Origin of the sequence: Streptomyces sp. NPDC096105, assembly GCF_044763335.1 — a bacterium.
Classification (GTDB): Bacteria; Actinomycetota; Actinomycetes; order Streptomycetales; family Streptomycetaceae; genus Streptomyces.
Genome location: NZ_JBIWGC010000002.1, coordinates 394,774 through 420,734 on the forward strand (window position 1 = coordinate 394,774; position 25,961 = coordinate 420,734).

The window sequence follows — 25,961 nt, forward strand, 5'->3', positions numbered from 1 at the left end:
GTGTTGCACAGCAGGTTCCGGCCGCGCATAGTTGCGCTGCGGAAAGACGCTGAACCGGGGGTGGTATGGGCGATGGCCGGGCACACGGGGCGGAGGAGCATCCGCACGGTGCTGACCGACTGTGCGAGGCCGGGGACCGCGTGTACTCCCGGGCCGTACGGCGCGGACGGCTGCCGCGCCGGGAGGCCGAGCGGGTGCCCTGCCTGCTGGAGCTGGCCCTGCTGCACCCCGACCCGGACGACATGGACTGGCTGGTCCCGACCTCCCCGCAGGAGGTCATGACCCGGCTGCTGCGCGGCATGTACGACGAGGTGAGGGCGAGTCAGCGCCGCGTCGGCTCGGCGGTCGCCGCGTTCGAGTGGTACGCCGGTCTCGGCCGCCAGGTGCCGGCCGCGGGGGCGTCGTCCGAGGGCCCGGCGATCCGGGTGCTGGACGGACTGGCCCGGATCCAGGCCGCGATGGACGAGGCGACGCAGGCGTGCACCACCGAGGTGCTCACCGTCCAGCCCGGCGGCATCCGGCGCGAGGCCGAGCTGTCGGAGGGCCTGCACCGGGCGATGGCGCTGCGCGGGCGGGGCGTGCGCATGCGGGACCTGTACACCCATGTCGCCCGCCACGGGCACGGGTTGCTCAGCTACCTGGAGCTGATGGGCGACGCGGTGGAGGCGCGCACGCTGGACGAGGTCATCGAGCGGCTCATCCTCTTCGACCGCACGGTCGCCTTCATCCCCGCCAACACCGAGCGCACGATGGCGCTGGAGCTGCGCCATCCGGCGCTGGTGGAGTACCTGGGCACGGTCTTCGAGCGGCTGTGGCGGCTCGCCATCCCGCTGACCGCCCCGCTCCCGGACACCGGTATCGAGGGCATCTCGCACCGCGAGCAGTCCATCGCCGCCCTGCTCGCGGAGGGTCACCAGGACGCGGTGATCGCGGAGCGCCTCGGCATCAGCGTGCGCACCTGCCGGGCGCACATCGCCCGCCTCTCCGAGACGCTGGGGGCGGCGAGCCGCACGCAGCTGGGCGTGCGGATCGCCCAGGCGGGGCTGGACGGCGCGCGGCCGCCGGTGGTCACCCCTCCCGGCCGAGGATCCCCGACCGTGCGATGAGGTAGCCGAGCTGGGCGCGGCTGCCGCTGCCCAGGGTCGCCGCGAGCTTCGCGATGTGGACGCGCGCGGTCCGGATGTTCATGCCCAGCCGGTCGGCGATGACGGCGTCCGTGTGCCCCTCGACCAGGAGCCGCGCGATGGCCCGCTGCCGGGCGGTGACGCCGCCCAGGGAGGGCGGCTGGACGGTCTGGGGATGCATGGGGGTGGCGAGCCGCCACAGCCGGTCGAACATGCTCACCAGATAGGCGATGACCGCCGGATGCCGGATTTCCAGCGCGATGTCGGAGTGCCCTTCCCCGGCGCCGGGGATGAAGGCCACCGCCTGGTCCACGATGATCATGCGGCCGGTGACCTCGTCCATGGTGCGGGCCTGGGCGTCGCCCCTCAACCGCTCGTACCGGGCGACGACCAGGGGGATGTGCCGCTGCGTGTGCGGATAGATCACGCGGATCCTGCCGCCGCGGTCGAGGAACTGCTGATCGCGGACCATGGCCGCGGCCTGGGCCGTCCTGGCGTACTCGGACGTCTGGTAGCTGTTGGGCGGCTGGATGCAGAGGACTTCCCGCGTGCCTTCCGCCAGGGCCCGCGCGATGGCGCCGTTGATGCGGTCGAGGCCGCTGAGCAGGCAGAGGGTGGGAGCGCTCGCCTCACCGGCCGGCGGGTCGCCGGTGCGCATGAGCGAGTGAAAGGTTTCGGCCAGCCACTCCTCCCGGCGCCGTTCCGCCGCGATGCGCTCCCCGGAGTGGCGCAGCAGCCGCTGCAGGGCGACCGTCGGGGGCAGCGGCTCCAGCCTGCTCAGGTCGTCCGCGGCGGGCCGCAGCAGGCCCAGGTCCACCGCGCACGGAGCCGCCTCGGCCTCGGCCGCGTCCAGCCGGCCCTCGCGCAGGGCCTTCTCGTACAGTCCGGTCCCCGCCGGACACAGGTCGTCCGGTCCGTGCTCCGCGTGCGGCGTGCCGGTCACCGGGGGCTGCCCTCCTGGTCGAGGATCCCGGACTGGGCTATCAGGTAGCCGAGCTGGGCGCGGCTGCCGCTGCCCAGGGTGGCGGCCAGTTTGGCTATGTGGGCCCGGCAGGTGCGGACGTTCATGCCCAGCCGGCGGGCGATCGCCTCGTCCACGTGTCCCTCCACGAGGAGTTTGGCGATGGAGTGCTGGACCTCCGTGAGTCCGTCCGGCGCCGGTTCGTAGGGCGCGCCCGCGTCGAAGGAGACCGCGCGGGTCCACATGAACTCGAAGACCTTGATGAGGTAGCGCACCAGGCCCGGGTGGCGCAGCTCCAGGGCCACCTGCCGGTCCTCGCGGATGGGGATGAAGGCGACGGACTCGTCGCAGATGATCAGCCGCTCCACCAGTTCGTCGATGGTGCGGTACTCCACCTTCGCGGTGTCGAACCGCGCCACGTAGGCGAGCGTCTCGGGGCTGTGCCGGGCGGTGTGCTGGTACAGGGTGCGGATGCGCACCCCCCGCTCGGTCATCTGCTGGTCGCGCTCCAGCGCCTGGGCCAGGGTGTGCTCCAGGCGGCGGCCGCCCGGCTGTACGGCCAGCATCTCGGAGCGGCACTGGGAGGTGGCCAGGTCGAGCGCGGCGTTGATCCGGTCGAAGCCCTCCAGAACGGTCATCGATTCGGTGCTCGTGGTGGCCTGGGCGCTGAGAGTCATGAACGGCTCGAACGCGTCGGCGAGTTCGATCGACATCCGCCGGCGTTCCGTGATCTCCCGTTCCAGGGGGTTGAGCCGCTGGGCGAGAGCCACCGCCGGCGACACCGGCCGCAGCCAGTTCGGGTCGTCCGGATCGGGGTGCAGCAGGGCCAGTTCCATGAGGCAGGGAGCGGGTTCCACGTCCGCGCGCGGGATGCGGCCCGCGCGGAGAGCGTCGCCGTACAACCTGCTCCCGGCCTCGCACAGTTCGGTCACCGCATGGGGATGTGCGTCATTGGTCCGATTCGTAGTCAAATCTCCACCCCCCAGGGTCCTGAACATGCAGGAACATGATGCACCGATTGTGTGGCCATGACGTGCCCGAATGAGCCATCGTCTTACTTGACGGGGGAAGGGTGACTTTCGAGTGAGGACGAAGCCGACTATGCGCAAGAGAACGCTTCGCTCGGTACTTGTCGCCGTCTTCTCCGCCGTCATGGCCTTCGGGGTGCTGAGTGGCCTGGCCGGCGCGGAAGGCGACGTCCGGGCTGACAGCAGTTGGGGAGCGATCGGGACGGGGAAGGCCCTGCCTCCGGACAGCAGCTGGGGTCCCGTGGCTCCCCACGCCACTGACGACAGCAGTTGGGGCTGACAGATGACCACGCCACCCGACGATCGTTCCTTCCGGCGTGAGATGGCGACCGCCTACCGGTCCGGATGGCACTTCATCGACCTGGTCACCGCCATCCCGCACAGCGGTGACTCGCTGATGGTGACCGTCTTCGGTGAGCCCGTGGTCGTCACCCGCGACGAGGACGGGGACGTGCGGGCGTACCGGTGCCTGCGCCGGCCCAGGGGGGCGCCGAAACCCGTCCGGTGTGCCGTCCGGTACGGCATGATCTTCGTGAACCTGGACCAGCGGGACCACCGGCAGGTGGAGTCCGGTTCCCTGGCCCCCCGGACCATCTCGGCCACCCCCCGCAGTGCCTGACGCGATTCCCCCGTCGTAACAGATCGCGCAGGTGCTTCCCCCCGCAGCGGCGTCACCGTGACCTGAACACGGTGACGCCGCTGCAGTTTTCGGGGGACATTTCCGGGTATCGGCCGGATCGGCCGATGGCCGGAAGGCGTCGCTCCCCGGCGCGTGTCACGGCTTTCCTCAGCCTCGCCCCATCGCGCGCGTGAGCGCGATCTCGATGACCACCCGGTCCGGGTTGGGGCCGGGCGTCCGTCCGTAGCGCTCCGCGTACCGCCGCACCGCGTCCTCGACGCGCTCCGGTTCCGTGTGGACCCGCGCCCGCCCCTCCAGCGTCGCCCACCGTCTGCCGTCGACCTGGCAGACCGCGACGGGCGCGCCCTCGTCCCCCGCCGCCCGTACGTGGCGGACCTTCGCGCTGGTCCGGTTGGTGATCACCCGGGCGAGCGACTGCTCCGGGTCGTACGTGACGCCGACGGGTACCAGGTGCGGTGTGCCGTCCGGACGGAGCGTGGTCAGCGTGCAGAGGTGCCGCTCGCGCCAGAAGCTGAGGTACGAAGCGCCCGGATCGCCCGGATCCACCGAATACGTGAGGGTCATGAACCCGGAACTTAGCCCTGGGGCTCTCGCGGACACCACCTTGAGTGGAATAGACTCAAGTTTGTGGACGTTGGCAGAGTCAGTCACGCACACGCCGAGGGCCATCGAAGGGCATCAAGGAGGAGAACGGACACGTGGACGCCGAGCTGACCAACCGGAGCCGGGACGCGCTGGCCGCCGCCGGCAACCGGGCCGTGACCGAGGGGCACCCCGACCTCACCCCCGCGCACCTGCTGCTCGCCCTGCTCGCCGGGCAGGAGAACGAGAACATCACGGACCTGCTCGCCGCGGCCGACGCCGACCAGGCCGCCGTACGCGCCGGGGCCGAGCGCGTCCTCGCCGGGCTGCCGAGCGTCACCGGATCCACCGTGGCGCCGCCCCAGCCCAACCGTGAGCTGCTCGCCGTCGTCGCGGACGCCCAGTCCCGCGCCCGGGACCTCGGCGACGAGTACCTGTCCACCGAGCACCTGCTGATCGGCATCGCCGCGAAGGGCGGGGCCGCCGGGGAGGTACTGTCGCGGCAGGGCGCCACCGCGGACAAGCTGCAGGAGGCCTTCCAGAAGGCGAGGGGAGCGCGCCGGGTGACCACCCCCGACCCGGAGGGCCAGTACAAGGCCCTCGAGAAGTTCGGCACCGACCTGACCGCCGCCGCCCGTGAGGGCAGGCTGGACCCCGTCATCGGACGGGACCAGGAGATCCGGCGGGTGGTGCAGGTGCTGAGCCGCCGTACCAAGAACAACCCCGTGCTGATCGGTGAGCCGGGCGTCGGCAAGACCGCCGTCGTCGAGGGGCTCGCCCAGCGGATCGTCAAGGGCGACGTGCCCGAGTCGCTGAAGAACAAGCGGCTGGTCGCGCTCGACCTGGGCGCCATGGTCGCGGGCGCCAAGTACCGCGGCGAGTTCGAGGAGCGGCTGAAGACCGTCCTCGCCGAGATCAAGGAGTCCGACGGACAGGTCGTCACCTTCATCGACGAGCTGCACACCGTCGTGGGCGCGGGCGCCGGCGGCGACTCCGCCATGGACGCCGGCAACATGCTGAAGCCGATGCTCGCGCGCGGCGAGCTGCGCATGGTCGGCGCCACCACGCTGGACGAGTACCGCGAGCGGATCGAGAAGGACCCGGCGCTGGAGCGGCGCTTCCAGCAGGTGCTGGTCGCCGAGCCGTCCGTCGAGGACTCCATCGCGATCCTGCGCGGACTCAAGGGCCGCTACGAGGCGCACCACAAGGTGCAGATCGCCGACAGCGCCCTGGTCGCCGCCGCCACCCTCTCCGACCGGTACATCACCTCCCGCTTCCTCCCCGACAAGGCCATCGACCTGGTCGACGAGGCCGCCTCCCGGCTGCGCATGGAGATCGACTCCTCGCCCGTCGAGATCGACGAGCTGCAGCGCGCCGTGGACCGGCTGCGGATGGAGGAGCTGGCCATCGGCAAGGAGACCGACGCCGCCTCCCGCGAGCGCCTGGAGAAGCTGCGCCGCGACCTCGCCGACAAGGAGGAGGAGCTGCGCGGCCTCACCGCCCGCTGGGAGAAGGAGAAGCAGTCCCTCAACCGCGTCGGTGAGCTGAAGGAGAAGCTCGACGAGCTGCGCGGCCAGGCCGAACGCGCCCAGCGCGACGGCGACTTCGACACCGCCTCCAAGCTGCTCTACGGCGAGATCCCGGCCGTCGAGCGCGACCTGGAGGCCGCCTCCGAGGCGGAGGAGGAGGTCGCCAGGGACACCATGGTCAAGGAGGAGGTCGGCGCCGACGACATCGCCGACGTCGTCGCCTCCTGGACCGGCATCCCGGCCGGCCGCCTCATGGAGGGCGAGACGCAGAAGCTGCTGCGCATGGAGGACGAGATCGGCAAGCGGCTGATCGGGCAGACCGAGGCCGTGCGCGCCGTCTCCGACGCGGTGCGGCGCTCGCGGGCCGGGGTCTCCGACCCGGACCGGCCCACCGGCTCCTTCCTGTTCCTCGGCCCGACGGGCGTCGGCAAGACCGAACTGGCCAAGGCGCTGGCGGACTTCCTCTTCGACGACGAGCGGGCGATGGTCCGCATCGACATGTCGGAGTACAGCGAGAAGCACTCGGTGGCCCGGCTGGTCGGCGCGCCCCCCGGCTACGTCGGCTACGAGGAGGGCGGCCAGCTCACCGAGGCGGTGCGGCGCCGGCCGTACAGCGTGGTGCTGCTCGACGAGGTGGAGAAGGCCCACCCGGAGGTCTTCGACATCCTGCTCCAGGTGCTCGACGACGGCCGGCTCACCGACGGCCAGGGCCGCACGGTGGACTTCCGCAACACCATCCTGGTGCTGACGTCCAACCTGGGCAGCCAGTACCTGGTCGACCCGCTCAGCAGCGAGGCGGAGAAGCGGGAGCAGGTCCTGGAGGTGGTCCGGGCGTCGTTCAAGCCGGAGTTCCTCAACCGCCTGGACGACCTGGTGGTGTTCTCCGCGCTCACCAGGTCCGAGCTGGAGCGGATCGCCAGGCTCCAGATCGAGGCGCTCGGCCGGCGGCTCGCCGAACGCCGGCTCGCCCTGGACGTCACGCCCGAGGCGCTGGCCTGGCTGGCCGAGGAGGGCCTGGACCCGGCGTACGGCGCGCGGCCGCTGCGCCGCCTGGTGCAGACCGCGATCGGCGACCGGCTCGCCAAGGAGATCCTGTCCGGTGAGATCAAGGACGGCGACACGGTCCGGGTGGACCGCGCCGAGGACGGGCTGACCGTCGGCCCCGCCACGGGCAAGACGCTCTGAGTCACGACGTCACGACGCTCTGGGCGACGCCTCCGTTTTCCGGGTCCGATGTCCCCCGCGGACGTTGGGCCCGGAGCCTTTCCGGGTACCCCGCACCTGACCGGATCGAGTCAGCCCTCGGCTGACAGGCCCGTCGGGGCTTGCCACCCCCCTCCCCGCATGGGGGAGGATGGCGGGATCCGTACGAAGGGAAATACACGGTGACCATCGACCCGTCCTCGATTCCGAATTTCGGGGGCCAGCAGCCCGAGCCGCAGCCCCAAGGACCGGCGGGCCCCGTCGTCCCGGATCAGGACCTCGTGAAGCAGCTCCTCGACCAGATGGAGCTCAAGTACGTCGTCGACGACGAGGGTGACCTCGCGGCGCCGTGGGAGCAGTTCCGCACGTACTTCATGTTCCGCGGCGAGGGCGACCAGCAGATCTTCTCCGTCCGGACGTTCTACGACCGGCCGCACCAGATCGACGAGAAGCCCCAGCTCCTCGAGTCCGTCGACGACTGGAACCGGCGCACGCTGTGGCCCAAGGTGTACACCCACACCCACGACGACGGCACGGTCCGTCTCATCGGTGAGGCGCAGATGCTGATCGGCATGGGCGTCAGCCTGGAGCACTTCGTCTCCTCGACGGTCAGCTGGGTGCGGGCCGCCATCGAGTTCGACAAGTGGCTCGTCGAGCAGCTCGGCCTGGAGCAGGAGATCAACGACGCGGAGAAGCCCGACGACGACGCGTGAGCGCCCTCGGGCGCGAGCGGCGGCACCGGCCAGGTGCACGACCGCAGGGAGCCCAGCCCGGCCCGGAGACCGGCCCGCACGGCCGGCCGCGGGGCCGGGCTCTCTCGTGCCCCTTTCCTCACGCCCCTCTTTCCGCTCCGCCGGGCCCGCCTATTCTTGTGGCCATGACAGCCCAGTCCGCCACCCCGGACCCCACCCCGCGCGACGTCCCCCGGGGCGGTCTCCGCGCCTCCCACGACGACCGGGAGGCGGTGGTGGAGCAGCTGCGCGACGCGGCCGCCGAGGGGCGCATCGACCTCGACGAGCTGGACGAGCGGCTGGAGCGGGCGCTCACGGCGAAGACCTACGCCGAGCTGGACGTGCTCACCGCCGACCTGCCGAAGCCCCCGGCACCCGTCGACCTGCCGCGCCTGGAGATCAAGGGCGGCATCCAGGGAGCGTCCCGCGGCCCCGGACGCTGGGACGTCCCCGCGCACGTGATCGCGCGCGGCGGCCTGGGCGGGGTGAAGCTCGACTTCAGCCGCGCCGAGTGCCGGCACTCCGAGGTCACCGTGGAGGCGTACGGCGAGGCGGCCGGCGTCACGATCGTCCTCCCCGACGGCTGGGCCGCCGACACCGGCGCCCTGGACCCCGGCATCGGCGGCCTGAGGGACACCACCACCCCCGACCGCCTCCCGGGCACCCCCCTGATCCGCCTCACCGGCTCCGGCGGCATGGCGGGCGTGGTCATCCGCCACGCGAACCGCTGGGAGCGGCGGAAACTGGCGAACGACCGGGCACGGGGCTAGCCGCGGCTCGGAGGGCCCCCGATCCTGCGGGCGAGGCGCCCGATCAGCACGGCGTTGACCAGCCCGGCCAGGACCACGCCGGCGGAGAAGACCAGCGTGCCCAGCCAGGGGAGCGAGTGGTACTCGGCGGGTGCCGACACCGCCACGGCGAGGAAGCTGAGCGGTGCCGCCGCGATGATGGGCCAGATGCCCGCGAACCCGGGGTCCGGCGACAGCAGCACGGCGTACAGGAAGGTGCCCAGGGCCACCGCGACCACGGCGACGTAGACCCGCGCGGGCCAGTTGTCGACGGCGGCCGCGAGCAGCGTCCGCCGCGGGCGCGCCGAGGGCGCCCGGTCCGGTCTGCGGGCGAGCGCGCCGAACGCAGCGGCGTTCACCAGCGCGCACAGCAGCAGCCACCCGCCGTGCGGCACGGCCGCCGCCACCTCGGCCGCCCCGTCTCCCGCCGTACCGGCCCCGAAGGGCAGGACCACGGGCAGGAAGGAGAGCGGCGCGGTGAGCAGCGCCGGCGCCATGGCGTACGGGCTGTCCGGGGCGAGGAACAGCACCACGACGCCGAGGGCGACGAGGCCCAGATAGGCGCGGGCGGGCCGGCTGTCCGTGGCGAGTGCGAGGAGCCGCCGCGGACGGAAGCGGGCAGAGGTCGGCATCGAAGGCCCTTCCTGAAACCGGTACGGGTTGGTGATCACCACGGTGACCGGCAGGGCCGTGCCCCGGCATGAGTACCGGTACTCACCGCCGGCGCGACGGCACTCACCCGCACCTCCGGCGCGATGGCGGTCAGGGAGACGTCCAGACCGCCGGTGCGCATGAGGGTGCGCACCGTTCTGATCACGTGCCCGGTGCTATGGGGAGGGTGGTCGTAGCCAAAACGCGAGGTCATGGCGGCCACTGTGCGGAAAGGCGTGAACAGCGCGGGTCGAAGTGTTCACGCTTTTCGGTGAGGGTGTCGTTCCTTGAGGGCGGCGACGGACGCGGTCCGCCGAACCCGGGAGGGGTGGGCACTCATCGCCGGACACATCCGGCACGCGGCGGACGAGGCCGGCCCGCCGCTCCTGCTGTGTCCGCCCGGTGAACCGCAGGAATGCGGACGGTCCGCGCGACCACACGTGCGGGCACGGGGCGGCCCACCTGAAGGCCGTCGCGCATCACCTGAGCGAACAGGACACCCCCGTGCGGAGAGGGGAGCTCACGCGGCCGAACCCCTGTGCCGACCTCGGCCGGCAGAGGCCCGGGGCTGTCTCGTACGGACTGGCTGACTACATGCGGTTGCGCAGGCCGGACAACCTGTCGATCGCTTCGCGCAACCTCTCTGCACGCTTGCAGAAGGCGAAGCGGACGAACGGCGCCCCCATCTCCTGGTGGTCGTAGAAGACGGCCGTGGGGATGGCGACCACGCCCGCGCGTTCCGGGAGGGTGCGGCAGAAGGCGATGCCGTCGGACTCGCCCAGGGGGCGGATGTCGGCGGTGACGAAGTAGGTGCCGGAGGGGCGGTGGACGGCCAGCCCGGCCTCCTCCAGGCCCGCCGCGAGGATGTCGCGCTTGGCGAGCATGTCCGCGCGGAAGCCGGTGAAGTACGACTCGGGCAGCGCGAGCGCCTCCGCGATCGCGTACTGGAACGGGCCGGCGGAGACGTAGGTGAGGTACTGCTTGGCCGAGCGGACCGCCGCGACCAGCTCCGGTGACGCGGTGATCCAGCCGACCTTCCAGCCGGTGAAGGAAAAGGTCTTCCCCGCACTGGAGATGGTGACCGTGCGGTCCCGCATGCCGGGGAAGGTCGCCAGGGGGATGTGCTCGGCGTCGTCGAAGACCAGGTGCTCGTAGACCTCGTCGGTCACGACGAGCAAGTCCCGCTCGACGGCCAGTGCGGCGATCGACGCCAGCTCCTCGCGGGTGAGGACCATGCCGGTCGGGTTGTGCGGGGTGTTGATCAGCAGCAGGCGGGTGCGGTCGGTGACCGCGTCGCGCAGCTCGTCCAGGTCCAGCCGGAAGCGGCCCTCGTCCGGCCGGAGCGTGACCGGGACGCGGGTGCCGCCCGCCATGGCGATGGAGGCGGCGTAGGAGTCGTAGTACGGCTCCAGCGCGATCACCTCGTCGCCGGGCTCCACCAGCGCCAGCAGCGAGGCCGCGATCGCCTCGGTGGCGCCGGCGGTGACCAGCACCTCGGTGTCGGGATCGACGGACAGGCCGTAACGGCGCTGCTGGTGGGCGGCGACCGCGGTGCGCAGCTCGGGGACGCCCGGCCCCGGCGGGTACTGGTTGCCGCGCCCGTCGCGCAGCGCCCGCACGGCGGCCTCCCTGACCTCCTCCGGACCGTCGGTGTCGGGGAACCCCTGTCCCAGGTTGATGGCTCCGGTCCGGAGTGCCAGGGCCGACATCTCGGCGAAGATCGTCGTCCCGAACTCCGCGAGCCGGCGATTGAGCAGAGGGCGCGCACTGGAGGTCATGCCGGCCATCCTCCGCCGGATCGGAGGCGTCCTCAACCCACCCCCGCCGACGCGTCGGCGTGAAACCTCTGGAGTTGCTCAACTCTGCTTTGGCGCGGACCGGGGGAGGGCATCTCCCGGTCACACCGTGAGCCGGGCACCCACGGGGGGATGCTTCGGGGGATCACGGGGGGAACGGAAGGAGGGTGGCGCCATGACTGTCGGCATCATCCTGGTCGTGGGTCTCGTCCTGCTCGTGACGTTCGCCGTGCGGGCGTCCCGGGGCGCCGGAGCGTCCTCGGGCGGCCGGAGCCGTTCCGGAGGTCGCTCCGGCGGCTGGTGGGCAGGCGACAGCGGGGGCGGCGTGAGCTGTGGATCGTCCTCCGGCGGAGGCTCGTCCTGCGGAGGCGGGTCGTCCTGCGGGGGCGGCGGATGCGGCGGTGGAGGCAGCTGACACGGGGCAGCGCGGCTCCACTTCGGGAGAACGCATCCGCGGCAGCGGGGTCCGCACCTGGGGCGGGCCCCGCTGCGGTGCGTCCGGCGGAGGTGCACAGTCCGGTCCCGGCCGGCGTGTTGTGTGCGGTGGTACGCCGTCACCAGAGGCGTACGCCGTAGTGGAACACGTGAGCTGAGGAGCCCCCCAGGGGAGGGAAAGCCCACGAAGTTGGGTAAAAACCCTGTGGTGGCGGCACAGTTCATGATTCCCTATAAATCACCAGCGCAGCCATCGGATCTCCCCGCGGACCCTCTTCCAGCCGGGCGACCGGGCTGACGGGCCGAGTCCCCGGTCCCCGGGGTGCGCGGACCCGTATCTCTCTCCTGTGTGCTTGCGGAGCCGATCCATGCTCACGACCCTGAACACCGCCTATTCGGATACGCGCGCGGCCGATCTCGCCTGGGCTCTGGGCCGCGAGCCGCTGCCGGCGCTGGCCACCCTCGACCTGGAACTCCAGGGAGCCAAGCTCCAGTTGAGGCTGCTCGGCGCCTCCCACCAAGTGCTGCTGGAGGAGGACCGGGGCCGCTGCTCGGAGACGGTGGCGTGCATCCCGGGCAGCAGCACGCCGCTCCCGCTGGGGGTGGCCAAGCGGGTGGACGACTGGGAGTACGAGTTCGCCGCCCGGGTGGAAGTCCTCCCTCCGGGCGCCTTCGCCGGCCGGGCGCAGGAGTTGCTCGCCCTGGTCTCCGACCATCCGCAGGGCCTCGCCGGGGTCTTCCCCGGCAGTCCGCACGCCTTCACGGCGATGCTCGCCCGCTGTCACGAGGGCCAGTTCCACTGGCGCACCTGGCACGCCTACCCGCAGGACGGCCAGCTCGTGACCACCCGTACCCGGGTCGGAGCGCGCGTCGCCGCGCACGCCGGGGCCGTGTGAGCGTGAGCAGACACCACGCGTGTGGGTGACGTTGTGTGACGGGTGCGTGACGTAACGTCCCTGAGGTGATCGATCCGCAGGCCCCCGCTCCGCCCGGCTCCGCGCAGCCCTGGGACGGGCCGGACGGTCCCGTAAGGGCCGGCCCGGACAGCGCGGAGGGCCCGGACGGCGCGGGGAGCGCGGTGCCGTTGCCCGTGCGGCAGGGCACCGGACGGTGGCTGGTCCTCGCCGGGGTGTTCGTCTGCGCCGCGTGCGGACTCGTGTACGAGCTGGAACTGGTCGCGCTCGCCGCGTACCTGATGGGTGACTCGGTCGCCCAGACGTCCGTCGTGCTGTCCGTGATGGTCTTCGCGATGGGCATCGGATCGCTCGCCGCCAAGCGGCTGCGCCGGCACGCGGCGGCCGGGTTCGGCGCGGTCGAGGCGGCGCTCGCCCTGGTCGGCGGGGGCAGCGCGATGGCGCTGTACGCGGTCTTCGCCTGGACCGGCGACTGGGGCGGACTCTGGGCGAGCGGCCCGCGCTGCCTGCTGGTCGCGTTCTCCCTCGCCACCGGGCTGCTCATCGGCGCCGAGGTGCCGCTGCTGATGGAGCTGATCCAGCGGATCCGCCGGCAGGACGCGGGCGGCGCGCTCGCCGACCTGTCCGCCGCGGACTACGTCGGCGCGCTGGTCGGCGGGCTCGCCTTCCCCTTCCTCCTCCTGCCCCTGCTGGGCCAGTTGACGGGCGCGCTCATCACCGGCGCGGTCAACGCGGTCGTCGGCGGCGCGCTGGTCCTCGGGCTGTTCCGGCACGACCTCACCCGGGGCGCCCGCCGCCTGCTGCTCACCGCCAACGTGTGCGTGCTCGCCCTGCTCGCCACGGCGGCCGTCCTCGTCGACGACTTCGAACGGGCCGCCCGGCACGCCCTGTACGGCGCGGACGTACGGGTGGCCGTGCACACGGACGTGCAGGAGGTGCTGCTCACCGGCGGGCGGGACGGCCGCCCGCTGAACCTCTTCCTCGACGGGCGGCTGCGGGTCAGCGGACGGGACGAACTCCGGTACCACGAGGCCCTGGTGCACCCCGCGATGCCCGGACGCCACGCGCGTGTGCTGGTGCTCGGGGGCGGCGACGGGCTCGCCGTCCGCGAGGTGCTGCGCCATCCCCGCGTACGGCGGGTGGACGTCGTCGAGCTCGACGCGGGCGTGGTGCGGCTGGCCCGCCACGACTCCGCGCTGTCCCGGCTCAACGCGCACTCCCTCGACGACCCGCGGGTCCACGTGATCACCGCGGACGCCTTCGACTGGCTGCGGACGGCGCCCACCGCCGCGTACGACGTCGTGGTGTCGGACCTGCCGCACCCCGGGATCACCGCCAGCACCAAGCTGTACGCGCAGGAGTTCTACGGCCTGGTCCGGCGGGCGCTCGCCCCGGGCGGGCGGCTCGTGGTGCACGGCGGGGCGGTCGCGTCCCGGCCGCGTGACTTCTGGACGGTGGACGCGACCCTGCGCGCCGCCGGTCTGCGCACCACCGCCTACCGGGTGCGCGGGCGGCAGGCCGGGTTCGCCGCCGGACCCGACCGGGAGCCCGCGGACACGGCCCGCGCCCACCGCGACTGGGGGTTCGTGCTGGCCGCCGACCGGCACACCCCGCGGCCCCGCCTCGACCCGGCCGGGCCGCGGCCCCGGACGCTCACCGACGCCTCCCTCGCCGCGGACGTCCGAGCGGCGGAACGCACCCGCGTCGCCGGACTCCCGCCGTCCACACTGGTCCACCCCCGGTACAGCGACTGAGGGCCGTACCGCGCACCGCGCCGACGCGCCACGACTTCGCGCGGACGGGGGTGCGGTACGGCGTCCCGTGGGTAGGCTCCGCACTCATGGAGCACGAGGTGTTCGTTCCGGTCGAGGCGCAGCGGCTCAGGGAGGTGCTGGACGACCCCGCGCGGGTCGCCCGGGCGGTGCCCGGGCTCCAGCACGACGCCGGCGCGGAACCCGTCGCCGGGCGGCTGAAGGTACGGATCGGCGGCTCCTCCATCACCTACCGCGGGTCCGTACGGGTGTCCGCGCGGGACGACGGCTCCTACGCCGTCGAGGGCGAGGCGGCCGAGGTCCGGGGGGACGGGACGGTGCGGCTGTCCCTGCGGCTGACGCCCCGCGCCGCGGACGCCGGCACGGCGCTCGTCGTCACGGGGACCGCCACGGCGGACGGCCGCGTCACCGAGCTCCCGCAGGACGCGGTGACCTCGGCGGTCACCCGTCTGCTGCACCGCTTCGCGGAGAACCTGGGCACGGAGGCGGAGGAGGACGCGGAGCCGCCGGCGCCCTTCGCGTCCCCCGAACATCTCGCGGCGGGCGACTTCGAGCCCGGCGCCACCACGGACTTCGAGACCACCCCGGACGCGGAGGACGCTCCCCCGCCGCCGGGACGGGGGAGCGGGGCCGCCCCCGGCGAGGCGGAACCCGCCCCCGCTTCGGACACCGCGTCCGAGCCACCGCCGCGGCGGGACGACGACCCCGCCCCGGAGCCGGAGACCCCGGACGCCGGTCCGACGCCCCTGGACGCGGGACTCCCGGCCGGGACCGGCGGGCGGCCCCTTCCCGGCGACGCGGGTGACGACTCCCTCGCCGAGGCCGCGCACGCGCGGCGGACGATGATCGGCCGCAGCGCGGAGGAGGTCGACCACGCGCCCCCGCGCGGCCGGTACGCCCCGGTCCCCGCGCCTCAGACCGTCACCTCCCCCGCCCCCCTCCGCTGGGCCGCCCCCGCGGCCGCCCTCGCGGTCGCCTCGGCGGTCGTCGCGATCAGAGCACTGCGCCGCCGCCGCTGACACCGCGGAACGGCGGGCTCTCCCGCGCCCGCCGGACGCCCTGCCCGCGGGGAGCTTCCCGCGCTGGAAGCGCAGCCCCCCGTGTCGGAGGCGTCGGCCTCCCCGTCCCGCGTGAGTGATCGTCCCAGTAGGGTCGAGGCGTGAGTGACGAACACATCACGCTGACCGCGGGTGACGCGGAGGTGGACGTGCTGCCGGGGAACGGCGGGCGGGTCGGAGGGCTGCGGATCGGGGGTGTGGAGCTGCTGCGGCAGGGGGAGAGGTACGGCTGCTTCCCGATGGTCCCGTGGTGCGGGCGGCTGCGTGACGGCCGGTTCCGGGACGGCGCCACCGTGCGGCAGATGCCGCTCAACGCGCCCCCGCACGCCATCCACGGCACCGCGCGCGACGCCCCCTGGCGTACCGCCCGCACGAGCACCGACGAGGCCGTGCTGACGTACGACCTGACGGACCCGTGGCCGTACCCGGGGCGGGTCACGCAGCAGGTGGCGCTCACCGAGGGGTCGCTGACGCTGACGATGAGCGTCGAGACGTACGGCTCGTCGTTCCCGGCGCAGATCGGCTGGCACCCGTGGTTCCTGCGCACCCTCGGCGGTGAGGACGTGACGATCGGCTTCGAGCCCGCCTGGCAGGAGGAGCGGGGAGAGGACCACCTGCCGACCGGGCGGCGTACCGACCCGCGGCCCGGCCCGTGGGACGACTGCTTCGGGATGCCCGGCGGCGTGGACGTCACCCTCACCTGGCCGGGGCAGCTCCAGCTGAAGGTGACCAGCCGCGAGGAGTGGGTGGTCGTCTACGACGAGCAGGACGAGGCCGTCTGCGTGGAGCCGCAGACCGGACCGCCGGACGGGCTGAACACCCACCAGCGCCTGGTCACGCCGCTGGAGCCGCTGGAGGCCTCGACGACCTGGACGTGGACCCGCCTTTAAGCTGGCGGCATGACGGACACACGCGGCGCGCTGCTGCAGCAGATCAAGGACAAGGCCGTGGTGCACGGCAAGGTGACCCTCTCCTCGGGCATCGAGGCCGACTACTACGTCGACCTGCGCCGCGTCACCCTCGACGGCGAGGCCGCCCCGCTGGTCGGGCAGGTGCTGCTGGACCTGACCGCGGAGCTGGAGTTCGACGCGGTGGGCGGCCTGACCATGGGCGCCGACCCGGTCGCCGCCGCCATGCTGCACGCCGCCGCCGCGCGCGGCCGGAAGCTGGACGCGTTCGTCGTGCGCAAGGCCGCCAAGGCGCACGGCCTGCAGCGCCGCGTGGAGGGCCCGGACGTCAAGGGCCGCCGGGTGCTGGTCGTGGAGGACACCTCCACCACCGGCGGCTCCCCGCTCACCGCCGTGGAGGCCGTGCGCGAGGCCGGCGCGGAGGTCGTGGCCGTGGCGACCATCGTCGACCGGGCCACCGGAGCCGCCGAGAAGATCCGCGAGGGCGCCGGGGTGCCGTACCTGTTCGCCTACTCCAAGGACGAGCTGGGCCTGGACTGACCGGCCTGACCGGCCCCGCCGACCACAGGGCGGACGGCGGGATGGACGTCCCGGCCGAGTCTGGAAGGATGTGACCGACAATGACGTCGCATCCAAGGTTCCAGGTCAGGGCCGACAGTACGCAGCACCCCACCCCGCACTCTTAAGGAGCGGACAGATGCCCATCGCAACTCCCGAGGTCTACAACGAGATGCTCGACCGGGCGAAGGCAGGCAAGTTCGCCTACCCGGCCATCAACGTCACCTCGTCCCAGACCCTGCACGCGGCTCTGCGCGGCTTCGCCGAGGCGGAGAGCGACGGCATCGTGCAGATCTCCACGGGCGGTGCCGAGTTCCTGGGCGGCCAGCACAACAAGGACATGGTGACCGGCGCCGTCGCCCTCGCCGAGTTCGCGCACATCGTCGCCGAGAAGTACGACGTCAACATCGCCCTGCACACGGACCACTGCCCGAAGGACAAGCTCGACGGCTACGTGCGCCCGCTGCTCGCGGTGTCCGAGGAGCGCGTCAAGGCCGGCCGCAACCCGCTGTTCCAGTCCCACATGTGGGACGGCTCCGCGGAGACCCTGGCCGACAACCTGGCCATCGCGCAGGAGCTGCTGGAGCGCGCCCGCGCCGCCAGGATCGTCCTCGAGGTGGAGATCACCCCGACCGGCGGCGAGGAGGACGGCGTCTCCCACGAGATCAACGACTCCCTCTACACCACGGTCGACGACGCGGTCCGCACGGCCGAGGCGCTGGGCCTGGGCGACAAGGGCCGCTACCTGCTCGCCGCGTCCTTCGGCAACGTGCACGGCGTGTACAAGCCGGGCAACGTCGTCCTCCGCCCCGAGCTGCTGAAGGAGCTCAACGAGGGCGTCGCCGCCAAGTACGGCAAGCCGGCCGGCGCGCAGCCGTTCGACTTCGTGTTCCACGGCGGTTCGGGCTCCACGGAGGAGGAGATCCGCACCGCGCTGGAGAACGGCGTCGTGAAGATGAACATCGACACCGACACCCAGTACGCCTTCACGCGTCCGGTGGTGGACCACGTGTTCCGCAACTACGACGGCGTCCTGAAGGTCGACGGCGAGGTCGGCAACAAGAAGACCTACGACCCGCGCACCTGGGGCAAGCTGGCCGAGGCGTCGATGGCCGCCCGCGTCGTCGAGGCCTGCGGGCACCTGCGCTCGGCGGGCACCCGCATCAAGTGACCCGTCCGCACGCGCGTCGAGCCCGGCACCCGCCCAGGTGCCGGGCTCTTCCGTACGGCCGGCGCCCGATGTACGAGACTGGACCCATGTCCATTCACGAGAACCTCCTCGGGGGCCCGCCCCCGACCCACCTCCCCGACGACCCCGAGCCGCGCGAGCTGCTGGCGTCCGGCGCCACCGCCGCCGAGGTCGCGGGCCGGTACCCCACCTCCTCACTGGCCTGGGCGCGACTGGCCGACGAGGCGTTCGAGCGGGACAGCGTCGTCGAGTCCTACGCGTACGCCCGCACGGGCTACCACCGCGGCCTGGACGCGCTGCGCCGCAACGGCTGGAAGGGCCACGGCCCGGTGCCGTGGGAGCACGAGCCGAACCGCGGTTTCCTGCGCGCCCTGCACGCCCTCGCCCGCGCCGCGCAGGCGATCGGCGAGCAGGAGGAGTACGAGCGCTGCACCCAGTTCCTGAAGGACTCCTCGCCGACGGCGGCCCAGGTCCTGGGCTGAACCGGCCGGGAAACGGAACGTGACCACCGCACGGTCCGCCCGCTCGGCGGGCGGGCCTTGCGGTGGTGGGGGACGATTGCGCAGGATGCACCGTGGGGACCGGGGCCCCCGTGCCGGTAACGGCAGGGGCGGACCGCTACCCGGAGTACACAGCAGGAGACAGCGATGTCCCACGAGGCTCACGAGCCCGAGACCCCGCATCTCGACTTCCAAGGCACGACCCCGTACGAGGACTACGTCAAGGCCGACGTCCTCACCCACCTCCAGCACACCCTCTCGGACGATCCCGGAGAGATGGTCTTCCTGGTGACCACCCAGGTCATGGAGCTGTGGTTCACCGTCATCGTGCACGAGTGGGAGACCGCGGCGCGGGCGCTGCGCCGGGACGACGTGCCGACCGCGCTCGACGCGCTGCGCCGCTCGCGGCGCGAGCTGGAGGCGCTGAACGCCTCCTGGCGGCCGCTGGCCGGGCTCACCCCGGCGCAGTTCAACTCCTACCGCGGCGCCCTCGGCGAGGGCTCCGGCTTCCAGTCGGCGATGTACCGGCGCATGGAGTTCCTGCTCGGCGACAAGTCCGCGTCGATGCTGGTCCCGCACCGGGGCGCGCCGCGGGTGCACGCCGAGCTGGAGAAGGCCCTGCACGAGCCCAGCCTCTACGACGAGGTGCTGCGGTTCCTCGCGCGGCGCGGCCACCCCGTGCCGAAGGAGGTGCTGGAGCGCGACGTGTCGCGCAAGTACGAGCCGTCGCGTGAGGTCGAGGAGATCTGGACGGCCGTCTACGCGGGCGACGAGCGGGACGAGGTGGCGCGGCTCGGCGAGGCGCTGACCGACGTCGCCGAACTGGTGTGGCGCTGGCGCAACGACCACCTGGTCGCCACCCGCCGGGCCATGGGGGCGAAGACCGGGACGGGCGGGTCCGCGGGAGTGGCGTGGCTGGAGAAGAGGGCGCAGAAGAGCGTGTTCCCCGAGCTGTGGACGGCGCGGTCCTATGTCTGAGCTGACCCGGAAGGCGGAGAAGCTGGACGCGGGGGACGAACTCGCCGCCAAGCGCGACGCGTTCGTCCTCGACGGTCCCGGAGACCCCGACGGGGCGGTCTACCTGGACGGCAACTCGCTGGGCGCGCTGCCCGTCGCCGTGCCCGGCCGGGTCGCGGACGTGGTGCGCCGCGAGTGGGGCGAGATGCGCATCCGCTCCTGGACGGAGAGCGGCTGGTGGACGGCGCCGGAGCGGATCGGCGACCGGATCGCCCCGCTGGTCGGCGCGGCGGCCGGGCAGATCGTGGTGGGCGACTCCACCAGCGTCAACGTGTTCAAGGCGCTGGTCGGCGCGGTGCGGCTGGCACGGGAGACGGACCCCGGGCGGGACGAGATCCTGGTCGACGCGACCACGTTCCCCACGGACGGCTACATCGCCGGGTCCGCGGCCCGCATGACCGGCTGCACGCTGCGCCCGGTGGAACCGTCCGGGGCGCCGGACGCGCTCGGCGAGCGCACGGCCGCCGTGTTGCTCAACCACGTGGACTACCGCACCGGACGGCTGCACGACCTGCCGTCGCTCACGGCGGCCGTGCACGCGGCGGGCGCGTACGCCGTCTGGGACCTGTGCCACAGCGCGGGCGCGCTGCCGGTCGGCCTGGACGCGCACGGCGTGGACCTGGCCGTCGGCTGCACCTACAAGTACCTGAACGGCGGCCCCGGTTCGCCCGCGTACCTGTACGTGCGGGCGGACCTCCAGGACCGCTTCGACTCCCCGCTGCCCGGCTGGAACTCGCACGCGGAGCCCTTCGGGATGCGCTCCGCGTACGAGCCGGCGACGGGCGCGGTGCGCGGGCGGGTCGGCACCCCGGACATCCTCTCCATGCTCGCCCTGGAGGCGGCGCTCGAGGTGTGGGACGGGGTGACGGTCGAGGCGGTGCGCGCCAAGTCCCTCGCCCTGACCGACTTCTTCCTGGAGTGCGTCGCGGAGTACGTGCCCGAGGGCCGCGTGGAGTGCCTCACCCCGCTGCCGCACGAGGAGCGGGGCAGCCAGGTGGCCCTGCGCTGCCCGGACGCGGGCGACGTGATGCGGCGGCTGATCGAACGGGGCGTGGTCGGCGACTTCCGCCACCCGGACGTGCTCCGCTTCGGATTCACCCCGCTGTACGTCGGTTTCGCCGACGTGGAGCGGGCCGCGCGGGTGCTCGCCGAGGAACTGCGGTAGACGGCCGGGGCCGGGGCGGCGGCGTCCCGGCCCCGTTCGGGCCGGTCAGGCGGGACCTCCCGGTGAAAGGGGCGCCCGGGGCCCTGGTACCGTCCCGGCCGAACGGCCGTGTGCATGCCCGGTCCGGTCGAACCACGTTGCATCGCTGAGAGGTTGGAGCATGACGGACGACGTCGCAGCCGCCCGGGCCGCCGCCGAGGAGAAGTCGGCCTTCTCCCACCCGCCGGTCGATCCGGACACCACGGTGGCCTACGGCGACGCCCCCGACCAGGTGATCGACTTCTACGCGCCGCGCGGCGGGGACGGCCCCGCGCCGGTGGTCGTCGTGCTGCACGGCGGCGCCTGGCGCGCGCCCTACGACCGGCGTCACGTCAGCCCGTTCGCCGCGTTCCTCGCGGGGCGCGGCTTCGCCGTGGCGAGCGTCGAGTACCGGCGCGGGGCGGCGGACGCGGGCGGCGGCGGCCCGGTGGCCGGGCGGTGGCCCGACACCTTCGACGACGTCGCCGCCGCGCTGGACGCCCTGCCCGCGCTGATACGGCAGCACCTCCCGGCGGGCGACCCGCGCCGGATCGTCCTCACCGGCCACTCCGCCGGCGGCCACCTGGCGCTGTGGGCCGCCGCCCGGCACGTCCTGCCCGCCGGTTCGCCCTGGCGCACCGACGCCCCGGCGCCCCTGCGCGGGGTGGTCGCCCTCGCCCCCCTCGCGGACTTCGAGGTCGCCGACAAGCTCGGCGCGTGCGGTGGCGCGACCCGTGAACTCCTCGGCGGCGACGACCACTTCGCCGAGCGCCGGCCGCACGCCGACCCGGCGCTGCTGCTGCCCACGGGCATCGCCACCACCCTCGTCCAGGGCCGCGCCGACATCGACGTCCCGCACCAGGTCGCCGAGTCGTACGCGGACGCGGCGGCGAAGGCCGGCGAGGTCGTCGGGGTGACCCTGCTGGAGGACGTCGGCCACTTCCCGCTCGTCGACCCGGCGGCGGACGCCTGCGCGGTCGTCGCGGAGGAGATCGCTCAGCTCGCCTGGTGAGCGCCGCGGCCCCGGCTCCCCCTGAAGGGGGCCCGGTCATACCCCTCATACCTGAGAGCCACCCCGCGGAAGAGTCCCCCGGCGGGACGCGGATTACCGGCCACGCTCCGTAACTTCCCTTCCTGGCACGCCCGACGACCGGGCGGACGGGAAAGGGGCGGCGACGATGGAGCAGAACCACGGGCGGGGGACCGCGGACACCGCACCGGACGGGTCGGAGGGCCCGGCACGCCGCCCGGCCGGGCGGCTGCGGCGCGGGACGCTCGCCCTGCTCGTCGCGGCCGCCGTGGCCGTGCCCCTCGCCGGGGCCGCGCGCCCGCAGGCGCCCGCGCCGCCGCCCGCCCAGGTCCCGCCCCCGGCCGTCGCCGGACTCGACGCCACCTACGCCGCCCACCGGGCCAACGCGGCCGAGGCCGCCCGCACGGCCGCCGAGCACGGGTACCGGGACCGCGCCGCCGTCGAACGCGCGCTGGCCGCACGGACGTTGCTGCACTTCGACGGGCGCGGCGCCGGACGGGTCACCGAGGTGCTCGGCGAGCTGGACCACGCCGGCCGGGTCGCCGTCCTCGTCCCCGGGTCCGACACCGGCATCGACACCTACGACCGCTTCCGCGCCACCGCCCTCGCCCTGCACCGGCGACTGACGCGCGAAGCGCCCGCGGGGACGCGCACGGCGGTCGTGGCGTGGCTCGGCTACGAGACGCCCGGCACCTTCAGCCCGTCGGTCGCCACCACCGGCCGCGCGGAGGAGGCGGCGCCCGGACTGCGGGACCTCGTGCGGGACCTGCGGTCCGTCGCCGCGCCCCGCGCCCGCGTCTCCCTGCTGTGCCACTCCTACGGCTCCGTCGTCTGCGCGCGGGCCGCCGCCGGTCTCGACGTCGACGACCTGGTGTTCCTCGGCAGCCCCGGCACCGGCTCCGGCACCGCCGCCGGCCTGCGCACCCGTGCCCGGGTGTGGGCCGCGCGCGGCGCCGACGACTGGGTCGAGCACGTGCCGCACCTCGGCGCCGGCCTGTTCGGCACCACCGTCGGCTTCGGCGCCGACCCCGTGTCCGAGGAGTTCGGCGCCCGCGTCTTCACGGCCGGCGACGGCGGACACGGCGACTACTACGCCCCGGGCTCCCCGTCCCTGGCCAACCTCACCCGGATCGTCCTCGGCGACACGCAGGCGGTGACCTCATGACCCGCCTCACCACCGGGATGCGTACGGCCGCCGCCCGTGTCGACGCGGCCACCCCCGCCCACCGCGACCGTGCCGTGGACGCCCTGCGCGCCTGCGCCGTGCTCGGCGTGGTCCTCGGCCACTGGCTGGTCACCGCGCTGGTCGCGGACGGCCGCACCCTGCGCACCGCGAGTCCGCTGCAGCACATGCCGTGGCTGGCCCCGGTGTCCTGGGCCTTCCAGACCCTCGCCGTGTTCTTCCTGGTCGGCGGGCACGTCGCCACCCGCTCGTACGCGTCCGCGCGAGCGCGCGGGGTGCCGTACCGGCGGTGGCTGCACGCCCGGCTGGCCCGGCTGTTCGGGCCGGTCGCCGCCGTCCTCAGCCTGTGGACGGCGGTCACGCTCGCGCTGCTGGCGTCGGACGCCGAGCACGCGACCGTGCGGACACTGGTGAAGCTCGCCCTGTCCCCGATGTGGTTCCTGCTGGTCTTCGCCGGCCTCACCGCCGCGACCCCGCTGGTCGCCCGCCTCCACCCGCTGTGGCCGCTGGCCGTCGTCCTCCACGTCGACGTGCTCCGTTTCGGCCTCGGCGCACCCGACGGGCTGGGCCGGCTGAACCTCGCCGCGGGCTGGCTGGTGCCGTACGCCCTGGGCGCGGCCTGGACCCGGGGCGAGCTGGCGGGCCGCACCTCCGGGTGGGTGCTGCTGGGCGGCGGCGCGGCGGCGACGGCCGCGCTGGTCGCGTGGGCGGGGTACCCGGCCGCGATGGTCGGGGTGCCGGGCGTCGGGGTGTCCAACCTCGGCCCGCCGACGCTGGCCGCCGTCACCTTCGGTCTCGCCCAGTGCGGACTCGCGCTGCTGCTGCGGGACCGGCTGCGCCGCGCGATGCGCCGGCCGGTCACGTGGGCGGCGGTGGCGCTGGTCAACCTGTCCGTGATGACGGTCTTCCTGTGGCACCAGACCGCCCTGATGGCCACCACCGCCCTCGCCCTCCCGGCCGGTCCGCTGCCCGGACTGCACACGGTCCCCGACGGCCTCGGCTGGGTCGCCGCCCGGTTGCCCTGGCTGGCGGTCTTCGCCCTCGCCCTCGTGGTCTGCGGGGCCGCGTTCCGGACGTGGGAGCGGGGCGGGGGCGGGCGGCGGCGGAAGCGGTCCCGGGTGGTCCGCGCGCACCGGCCGACGACGCAGGACGCACGTCATGTCTAGGCTGAACCGCGTGACGGACAAAGGGGCGGGGCTCGTCCGGCGGTGGCTGGGCGTGCTGCGGGACGACCTGTTGACGGTCCGTGCGGACCCGCTGCCCCCGTCCATGTGGCTGCGCTGGCTACCGCACGGATTCGTGTGCCTGGCCGCGGTCGGCATCTTCCTCGGCGACCTGAACCAGCTCCTGGGAGACGGGAGACTCCCCCAGGGCGGCTCCGTGCTGGTCGCGGCCGGGCAGAGCGGTGCGGCCGTCCTCGCGCTGCGGCGCCCGGTTCCGGCGCTGTGGTGGTCGCTCATCGCCACGCTGGCGGGAGCCGTCCTGCTGCGCCGCATGCTGACGGCCGGCCAGATCGACGGTTTCCCGTGGCCGTGGACCCCCTGGGGGGTCGCGGCCCACCTGCTCGTGCTGCTGCTGCTCTCCCTGCGCGTGCCCACCCGGGTCTCCGTCGGGGCGCTCGCTGTCACGGGACTGCTCACCTACGTGCTCCAGGGCCTCTGGGGGGCGTGGGACCACTCACCCACCGGCCAGACCGCCGTCACCCTGTTCGGCGTCGCCATCGTCCTCGGCACCGCCCTGCGCGGCCGCCGCGAGGCCCGCGTCGAACTGGGGCGGCAGACCACCCTCACCGCCGAGGAACGCGCCCGCCGCACGCTCCTGGAGGAACGCAGCCGGATCGCGAGGGAGTTGCACGACGTGGTGGCCCACCACATGTCGGTGATCTCCATCCAGGCCCAGGTCGCCCCGCACCTGGTCCAGGACCCGCCCGACGAGCTGAAGGAGAACCTCGCCGGCATCCGGCAGAACGCCGTCGAGGCGCTGACCGAGCTGCGCCGTGTCCTGGACGTGCTGCGCTCCGAACACCCCGCCCCCGGCGAGCGCGCGGACGCCCCGCAGCCCACCCTCGGCCGGCTGGCGGCGCTGGTGGAGAACACCCGGGCCGCCGGACTCACGGTGACCACGGAGGTCGCCGGCGAGCGGCGCCCGCTGCCGCCCGGCGTGGAGCTGTCCGCGTACCGGATCGTGCAGGAGGCGCTGAGCAACGTGCTGCGGCACGCGCCCGGCGCCACCGCGCACGTCACCCTCGCCTACGGGCCGCGCGCCCTGCGGGTGGAGGTCGTCAACACCGCGCCGACCCGGGAGCCGCCGCCGTCCGCCGGGGCCGGGCACGGGCTGCTCGGCATGCGGGAACGGGCGGCCATGCTGGGCGGCACCCTCACCGCGGGCCCCTGGTCCGGGCGCGGCTACCGTGTCGAGGCCCGCCTCCCCGTGTCCGCACCGCCCGCGACCGGCCCCCTCCCCCAGGACGGCACCGCATGATCCGCGTACTGATCGCCGACGACCAGCAGATGGTCCGGCAGGGCTTCACCGTGCTGCTGAACACCCAGCCCGACATCGAGGTCGTCGGCCAGGCGGTGAACGGCCTCGACGCGGTCGAGCAGGTCGGCGAACTGGCCCCGGACGTGGTCCTGATGGACATCCGCATGCCCGAACTCGGCGGCATCGAGGCCACCGCCCGCATCACCGCCGCGACCCCGGAGGTGAAGGTGCTGGTGCTGACCACCTTCGACCTGGACGAGTACGTGTACGAGGCGCTGCGCGCGGGCGCCTCCGGCTTCCTGCTCAAGGACGCCTCCGCCGAGCAGCTCGCCGAGGCGGTGCGGGTGGTGGCCGCCGGGGACGCGCTGCTCGCGCCGGGCGTCACCCGCCGGCTGATCGCCGAGTTCTCCCGTCTGGACCCGCGGCCCCGCACGCCCCTGCGCCGGCGGGTGGGCGACCTCACCGAGCGCGAGACGGAGGTGCTGTCGCTGATCGCGCAGGGCCTGTCCAACGCGGAGATCGCCGTGCGGCTGGTGGTGGCCGAGCAGACGGTGAAGACGCACGTCGGCCGGATCCTGGTGAAGCTGGGCCTGCGCGACCGCACCCAGGCGGCGGTGTTCGCGTACGAGTCGGGGCTGGTGCGTCCTTCCGGTTACTGAGCCCGCGCGGATCGTCGGGTGACCCCGCGCGGCCTGCGTAG

Annotated in this window: 24 protein-coding genes; 19 read left to right on the top strand and 5 right to left on the bottom strand. The window is 73.7% G+C overall.

The features are described from left to right. Window positions 1–65 precede the first annotated feature (65 nt). Window positions 66–1,106 (top strand): helix-turn-helix transcriptional regulator, encoded by a 1,041-nt coding sequence (locus tag ACIQ8B_RS04635; protein ID WP_290005225.1) that lies wholly within the window; start codon window positions 66–68, stop codon window positions 1,104–1,106. On the opposite strand, the gene ACIQ8B_RS04640 is transcribed toward ACIQ8B_RS04635, so the two are convergent. Then, on the bottom strand, window positions 1,069–2,067 hold the full coding sequence (locus ACIQ8B_RS04640; RefSeq protein WP_403545229.1) for a LuxR C-terminal-related transcriptional regulator: 999 nt from the start codon (window positions 2,065–2,067) through the stop codon (window positions 1,069–1,071). The genes ACIQ8B_RS04635 and ACIQ8B_RS04640 overlap by 38 nt on opposite strands. Next, window positions 2,064–3,083 carry a helix-turn-helix transcriptional regulator gene (locus tag ACIQ8B_RS04645; protein ID WP_403545231.1) on the bottom strand — a complete coding sequence of 340 codons (1,020 nt, stop codon included), beginning with the start codon at window positions 3,081–3,083 and terminating at the stop codon, window positions 2,064–2,066. The genes ACIQ8B_RS04640 and ACIQ8B_RS04645 overlap by 4 nt, the downstream gene beginning before the upstream one ends. Before the next feature lie 313 nt (window positions 3,084–3,396). Between ACIQ8B_RS04645 and ACIQ8B_RS04650 the strand changes: the two genes are divergently transcribed. After that, window positions 3,397–3,732, top strand: a complete 336-nt coding sequence (locus tag ACIQ8B_RS04650; protein ID WP_106413251.1) for a hypothetical protein — start codon at window positions 3,397–3,399, stop codon at window positions 3,730–3,732. 168 nt (window positions 3,733–3,900) lie between these two features. Here the strand turns inward: ACIQ8B_RS04650 and ACIQ8B_RS04655 are convergent, their stop codons facing one another. After that, window positions 3,901–4,317 (bottom strand): pyridoxamine 5'-phosphate oxidase family protein, encoded by a 417-nt coding sequence (locus ACIQ8B_RS04655; RefSeq protein ID WP_403545233.1) that lies wholly within the window; start codon window positions 4,315–4,317, stop codon window positions 3,901–3,903. Window positions 4,318–4,451: 134 nt separating this feature from the next. On the opposite strand from ACIQ8B_RS04655, the gene clpB reads away from it, so the two are divergent. The 3 genes from clpB (at window position 4,452) to ACIQ8B_RS04670 (ending at window position 8,568) form a co-directional block, all read left to right on the top strand. Continuing rightward, entirely contained in the window at window positions 4,452–7,049 is a 2,598-nt protein-coding gene (gene clpB, locus ACIQ8B_RS04660; RefSeq protein ID WP_106413249.1) for an ATP-dependent chaperone ClpB, read from the top strand. Between the two features lie 200 nt (window positions 7,050–7,249). After that, window positions 7,250–7,780, top strand: a complete 531-nt coding sequence (locus ACIQ8B_RS04665; RefSeq protein WP_106413248.1) for a YbjN domain-containing protein — start codon at window positions 7,250–7,252, stop codon at window positions 7,778–7,780. A gap of 164 nt (window positions 7,781–7,944) precedes the next feature. After that, the gene (locus ACIQ8B_RS04670; RefSeq protein ID WP_290005231.1) at window positions 7,945–8,568 is read left to right on the top strand and encodes a DUF1707 domain-containing protein; all 624 of its coding nucleotides are present in this window, start codon (window positions 7,945–7,947) and stop codon (window positions 8,566–8,568) included. Here the strand turns inward: ACIQ8B_RS04670 and ACIQ8B_RS04675 are convergent. Together ACIQ8B_RS04675 and ACIQ8B_RS04680 are read right to left on the bottom strand one after the other, a co-directional pair. Further along, entirely contained in the window at window positions 8,565–9,218 is a 654-nt protein-coding gene (locus ACIQ8B_RS04675; protein WP_403545236.1) for an SCO4225 family membrane protein, read from the bottom strand. The genes ACIQ8B_RS04670 and ACIQ8B_RS04675 overlap by 4 nt on opposite strands. Window positions 9,219–9,827: 609 nt before the next feature. After that, window positions 9,828–11,024, bottom strand: a complete 1,197-nt coding sequence (locus ACIQ8B_RS04680; protein WP_403545238.1) for a pyridoxal phosphate-dependent aminotransferase — start codon at window positions 11,022–11,024, stop codon at window positions 9,828–9,830. Window positions 11,025–11,836: 812 nt separating this feature from the next. Between ACIQ8B_RS04680 and ACIQ8B_RS04685 the strand changes: the two genes are divergently transcribed. The 14 genes from ACIQ8B_RS04685 to ACIQ8B_RS04750 all read left to right on the top strand — a co-directional run bounded on the left by ACIQ8B_RS04685 (window position 11,837) and on the right by ACIQ8B_RS04750 (window position 25,920). Beyond that, window positions 11,837–12,364 (top strand): DUF2617 family protein, encoded by a 528-nt coding sequence (locus tag ACIQ8B_RS04685; protein WP_403545240.1) that lies wholly within the window; start codon window positions 11,837–11,839, stop codon window positions 12,362–12,364. Between the two features lie 65 nt (window positions 12,365–12,429). Next, window positions 12,430–14,136 carry a polyamine aminopropyltransferase gene (locus tag ACIQ8B_RS04690; RefSeq protein ID WP_403545242.1) on the top strand — a complete coding sequence of 569 codons (1,707 nt, stop codon included), beginning with the start codon at window positions 12,430–12,432 and terminating at the stop codon, window positions 14,134–14,136. Between the two features lie 86 nt (window positions 14,137–14,222). After that, entirely contained in the window at window positions 14,223–15,173 is a 951-nt protein-coding gene (locus tag ACIQ8B_RS04695) for an SRPBCC domain-containing protein (RefSeq protein WP_403545244.1), read from the top strand. 140 nt (window positions 15,174–15,313) lie between these two features. Next, window positions 15,314–16,102 carry an aldose 1-epimerase gene (locus ACIQ8B_RS04700; protein ID WP_403545246.1) on the top strand — a complete coding sequence of 263 codons (789 nt, stop codon included), beginning with the start codon at window positions 15,314–15,316 and terminating at the stop codon, window positions 16,100–16,102. A 9-nt stretch (window positions 16,103–16,111) separates the two neighbouring features. Further along, window positions 16,112–16,660 (top strand): orotate phosphoribosyltransferase, encoded by a 549-nt coding sequence (gene pyrE / locus ACIQ8B_RS04705; RefSeq protein ID WP_290005244.1) that lies wholly within the window; start codon window positions 16,112–16,114, stop codon window positions 16,658–16,660. Between the two features lie 157 nt (window positions 16,661–16,817). After that, window positions 16,818–17,849, top strand: coding sequence for a class II fructose-bisphosphate aldolase (fbaA, locus tag ACIQ8B_RS04710; RefSeq protein WP_403545248.1), 1,032 nt, complete (start codon window positions 16,818–16,820; stop codon window positions 17,847–17,849). Between the two features lie 86 nt (window positions 17,850–17,935). Further along, window positions 17,936–18,349, top strand: a complete 414-nt coding sequence (locus tag ACIQ8B_RS04715) for a DUF3151 domain-containing protein (protein WP_106413236.1) — start codon at window positions 17,936–17,938, stop codon at window positions 18,347–18,349. Between the two features lie 165 nt (window positions 18,350–18,514). After that, complete coding sequence (locus ACIQ8B_RS04720) at window positions 18,515–19,345, top strand: tryptophan 2,3-dioxygenase family protein (RefSeq protein ID WP_365416838.1); 831 nt, start codon at window positions 18,515–18,517, stop codon at window positions 19,343–19,345. Next, complete coding sequence (gene kynU / locus ACIQ8B_RS04725) at window positions 19,338–20,549, top strand: kynureninase (protein ID WP_403545251.1); 1,212 nt, start codon at window positions 19,338–19,340, stop codon at window positions 20,547–20,549. Before ACIQ8B_RS04720 ends, kynU begins: the two co-directional genes overlap by 8 nt. 160 nt (window positions 20,550–20,709) lie before the next feature. Next, window positions 20,710–21,579, top strand: coding sequence for an alpha/beta hydrolase (locus tag ACIQ8B_RS04730; protein WP_403545253.1), 870 nt, complete (start codon window positions 20,710–20,712; stop codon window positions 21,577–21,579). Window positions 21,580–21,745: 166 nt separating this feature from the next. Next, on the top strand, window positions 21,746–22,762 hold the full coding sequence (locus tag ACIQ8B_RS04735; RefSeq protein ID WP_403545255.1) for an alpha/beta hydrolase: 1,017 nt from the start codon (window positions 21,746–21,748) through the stop codon (window positions 22,760–22,762). Then, on the top strand, window positions 22,759–23,946 hold the full coding sequence (locus ACIQ8B_RS04740; RefSeq protein WP_403545257.1) for an acyltransferase: 1,188 nt from the start codon (window positions 22,759–22,761) through the stop codon (window positions 23,944–23,946). Before ACIQ8B_RS04735 ends, ACIQ8B_RS04740 begins: the two co-directional genes overlap by 4 nt. After that, a complete protein-coding gene (locus ACIQ8B_RS04745; RefSeq protein WP_403545259.1) occupies window positions 23,939–25,261 on the top strand; it encodes a sensor histidine kinase in 1,323 nt (440 codons plus the stop codon). The genes ACIQ8B_RS04740 and ACIQ8B_RS04745 overlap by 8 nt, the downstream gene beginning before the upstream one ends. Further along, entirely contained in the window at window positions 25,258–25,920 is a 663-nt protein-coding gene (locus ACIQ8B_RS04750; RefSeq protein ID WP_290005259.1) for a response regulator transcription factor, read from the top strand. The genes ACIQ8B_RS04745 and ACIQ8B_RS04750 overlap by 4 nt, the downstream gene beginning before the upstream one ends. Window positions 25,921–25,961 lie beyond the last annotated feature (41 nt).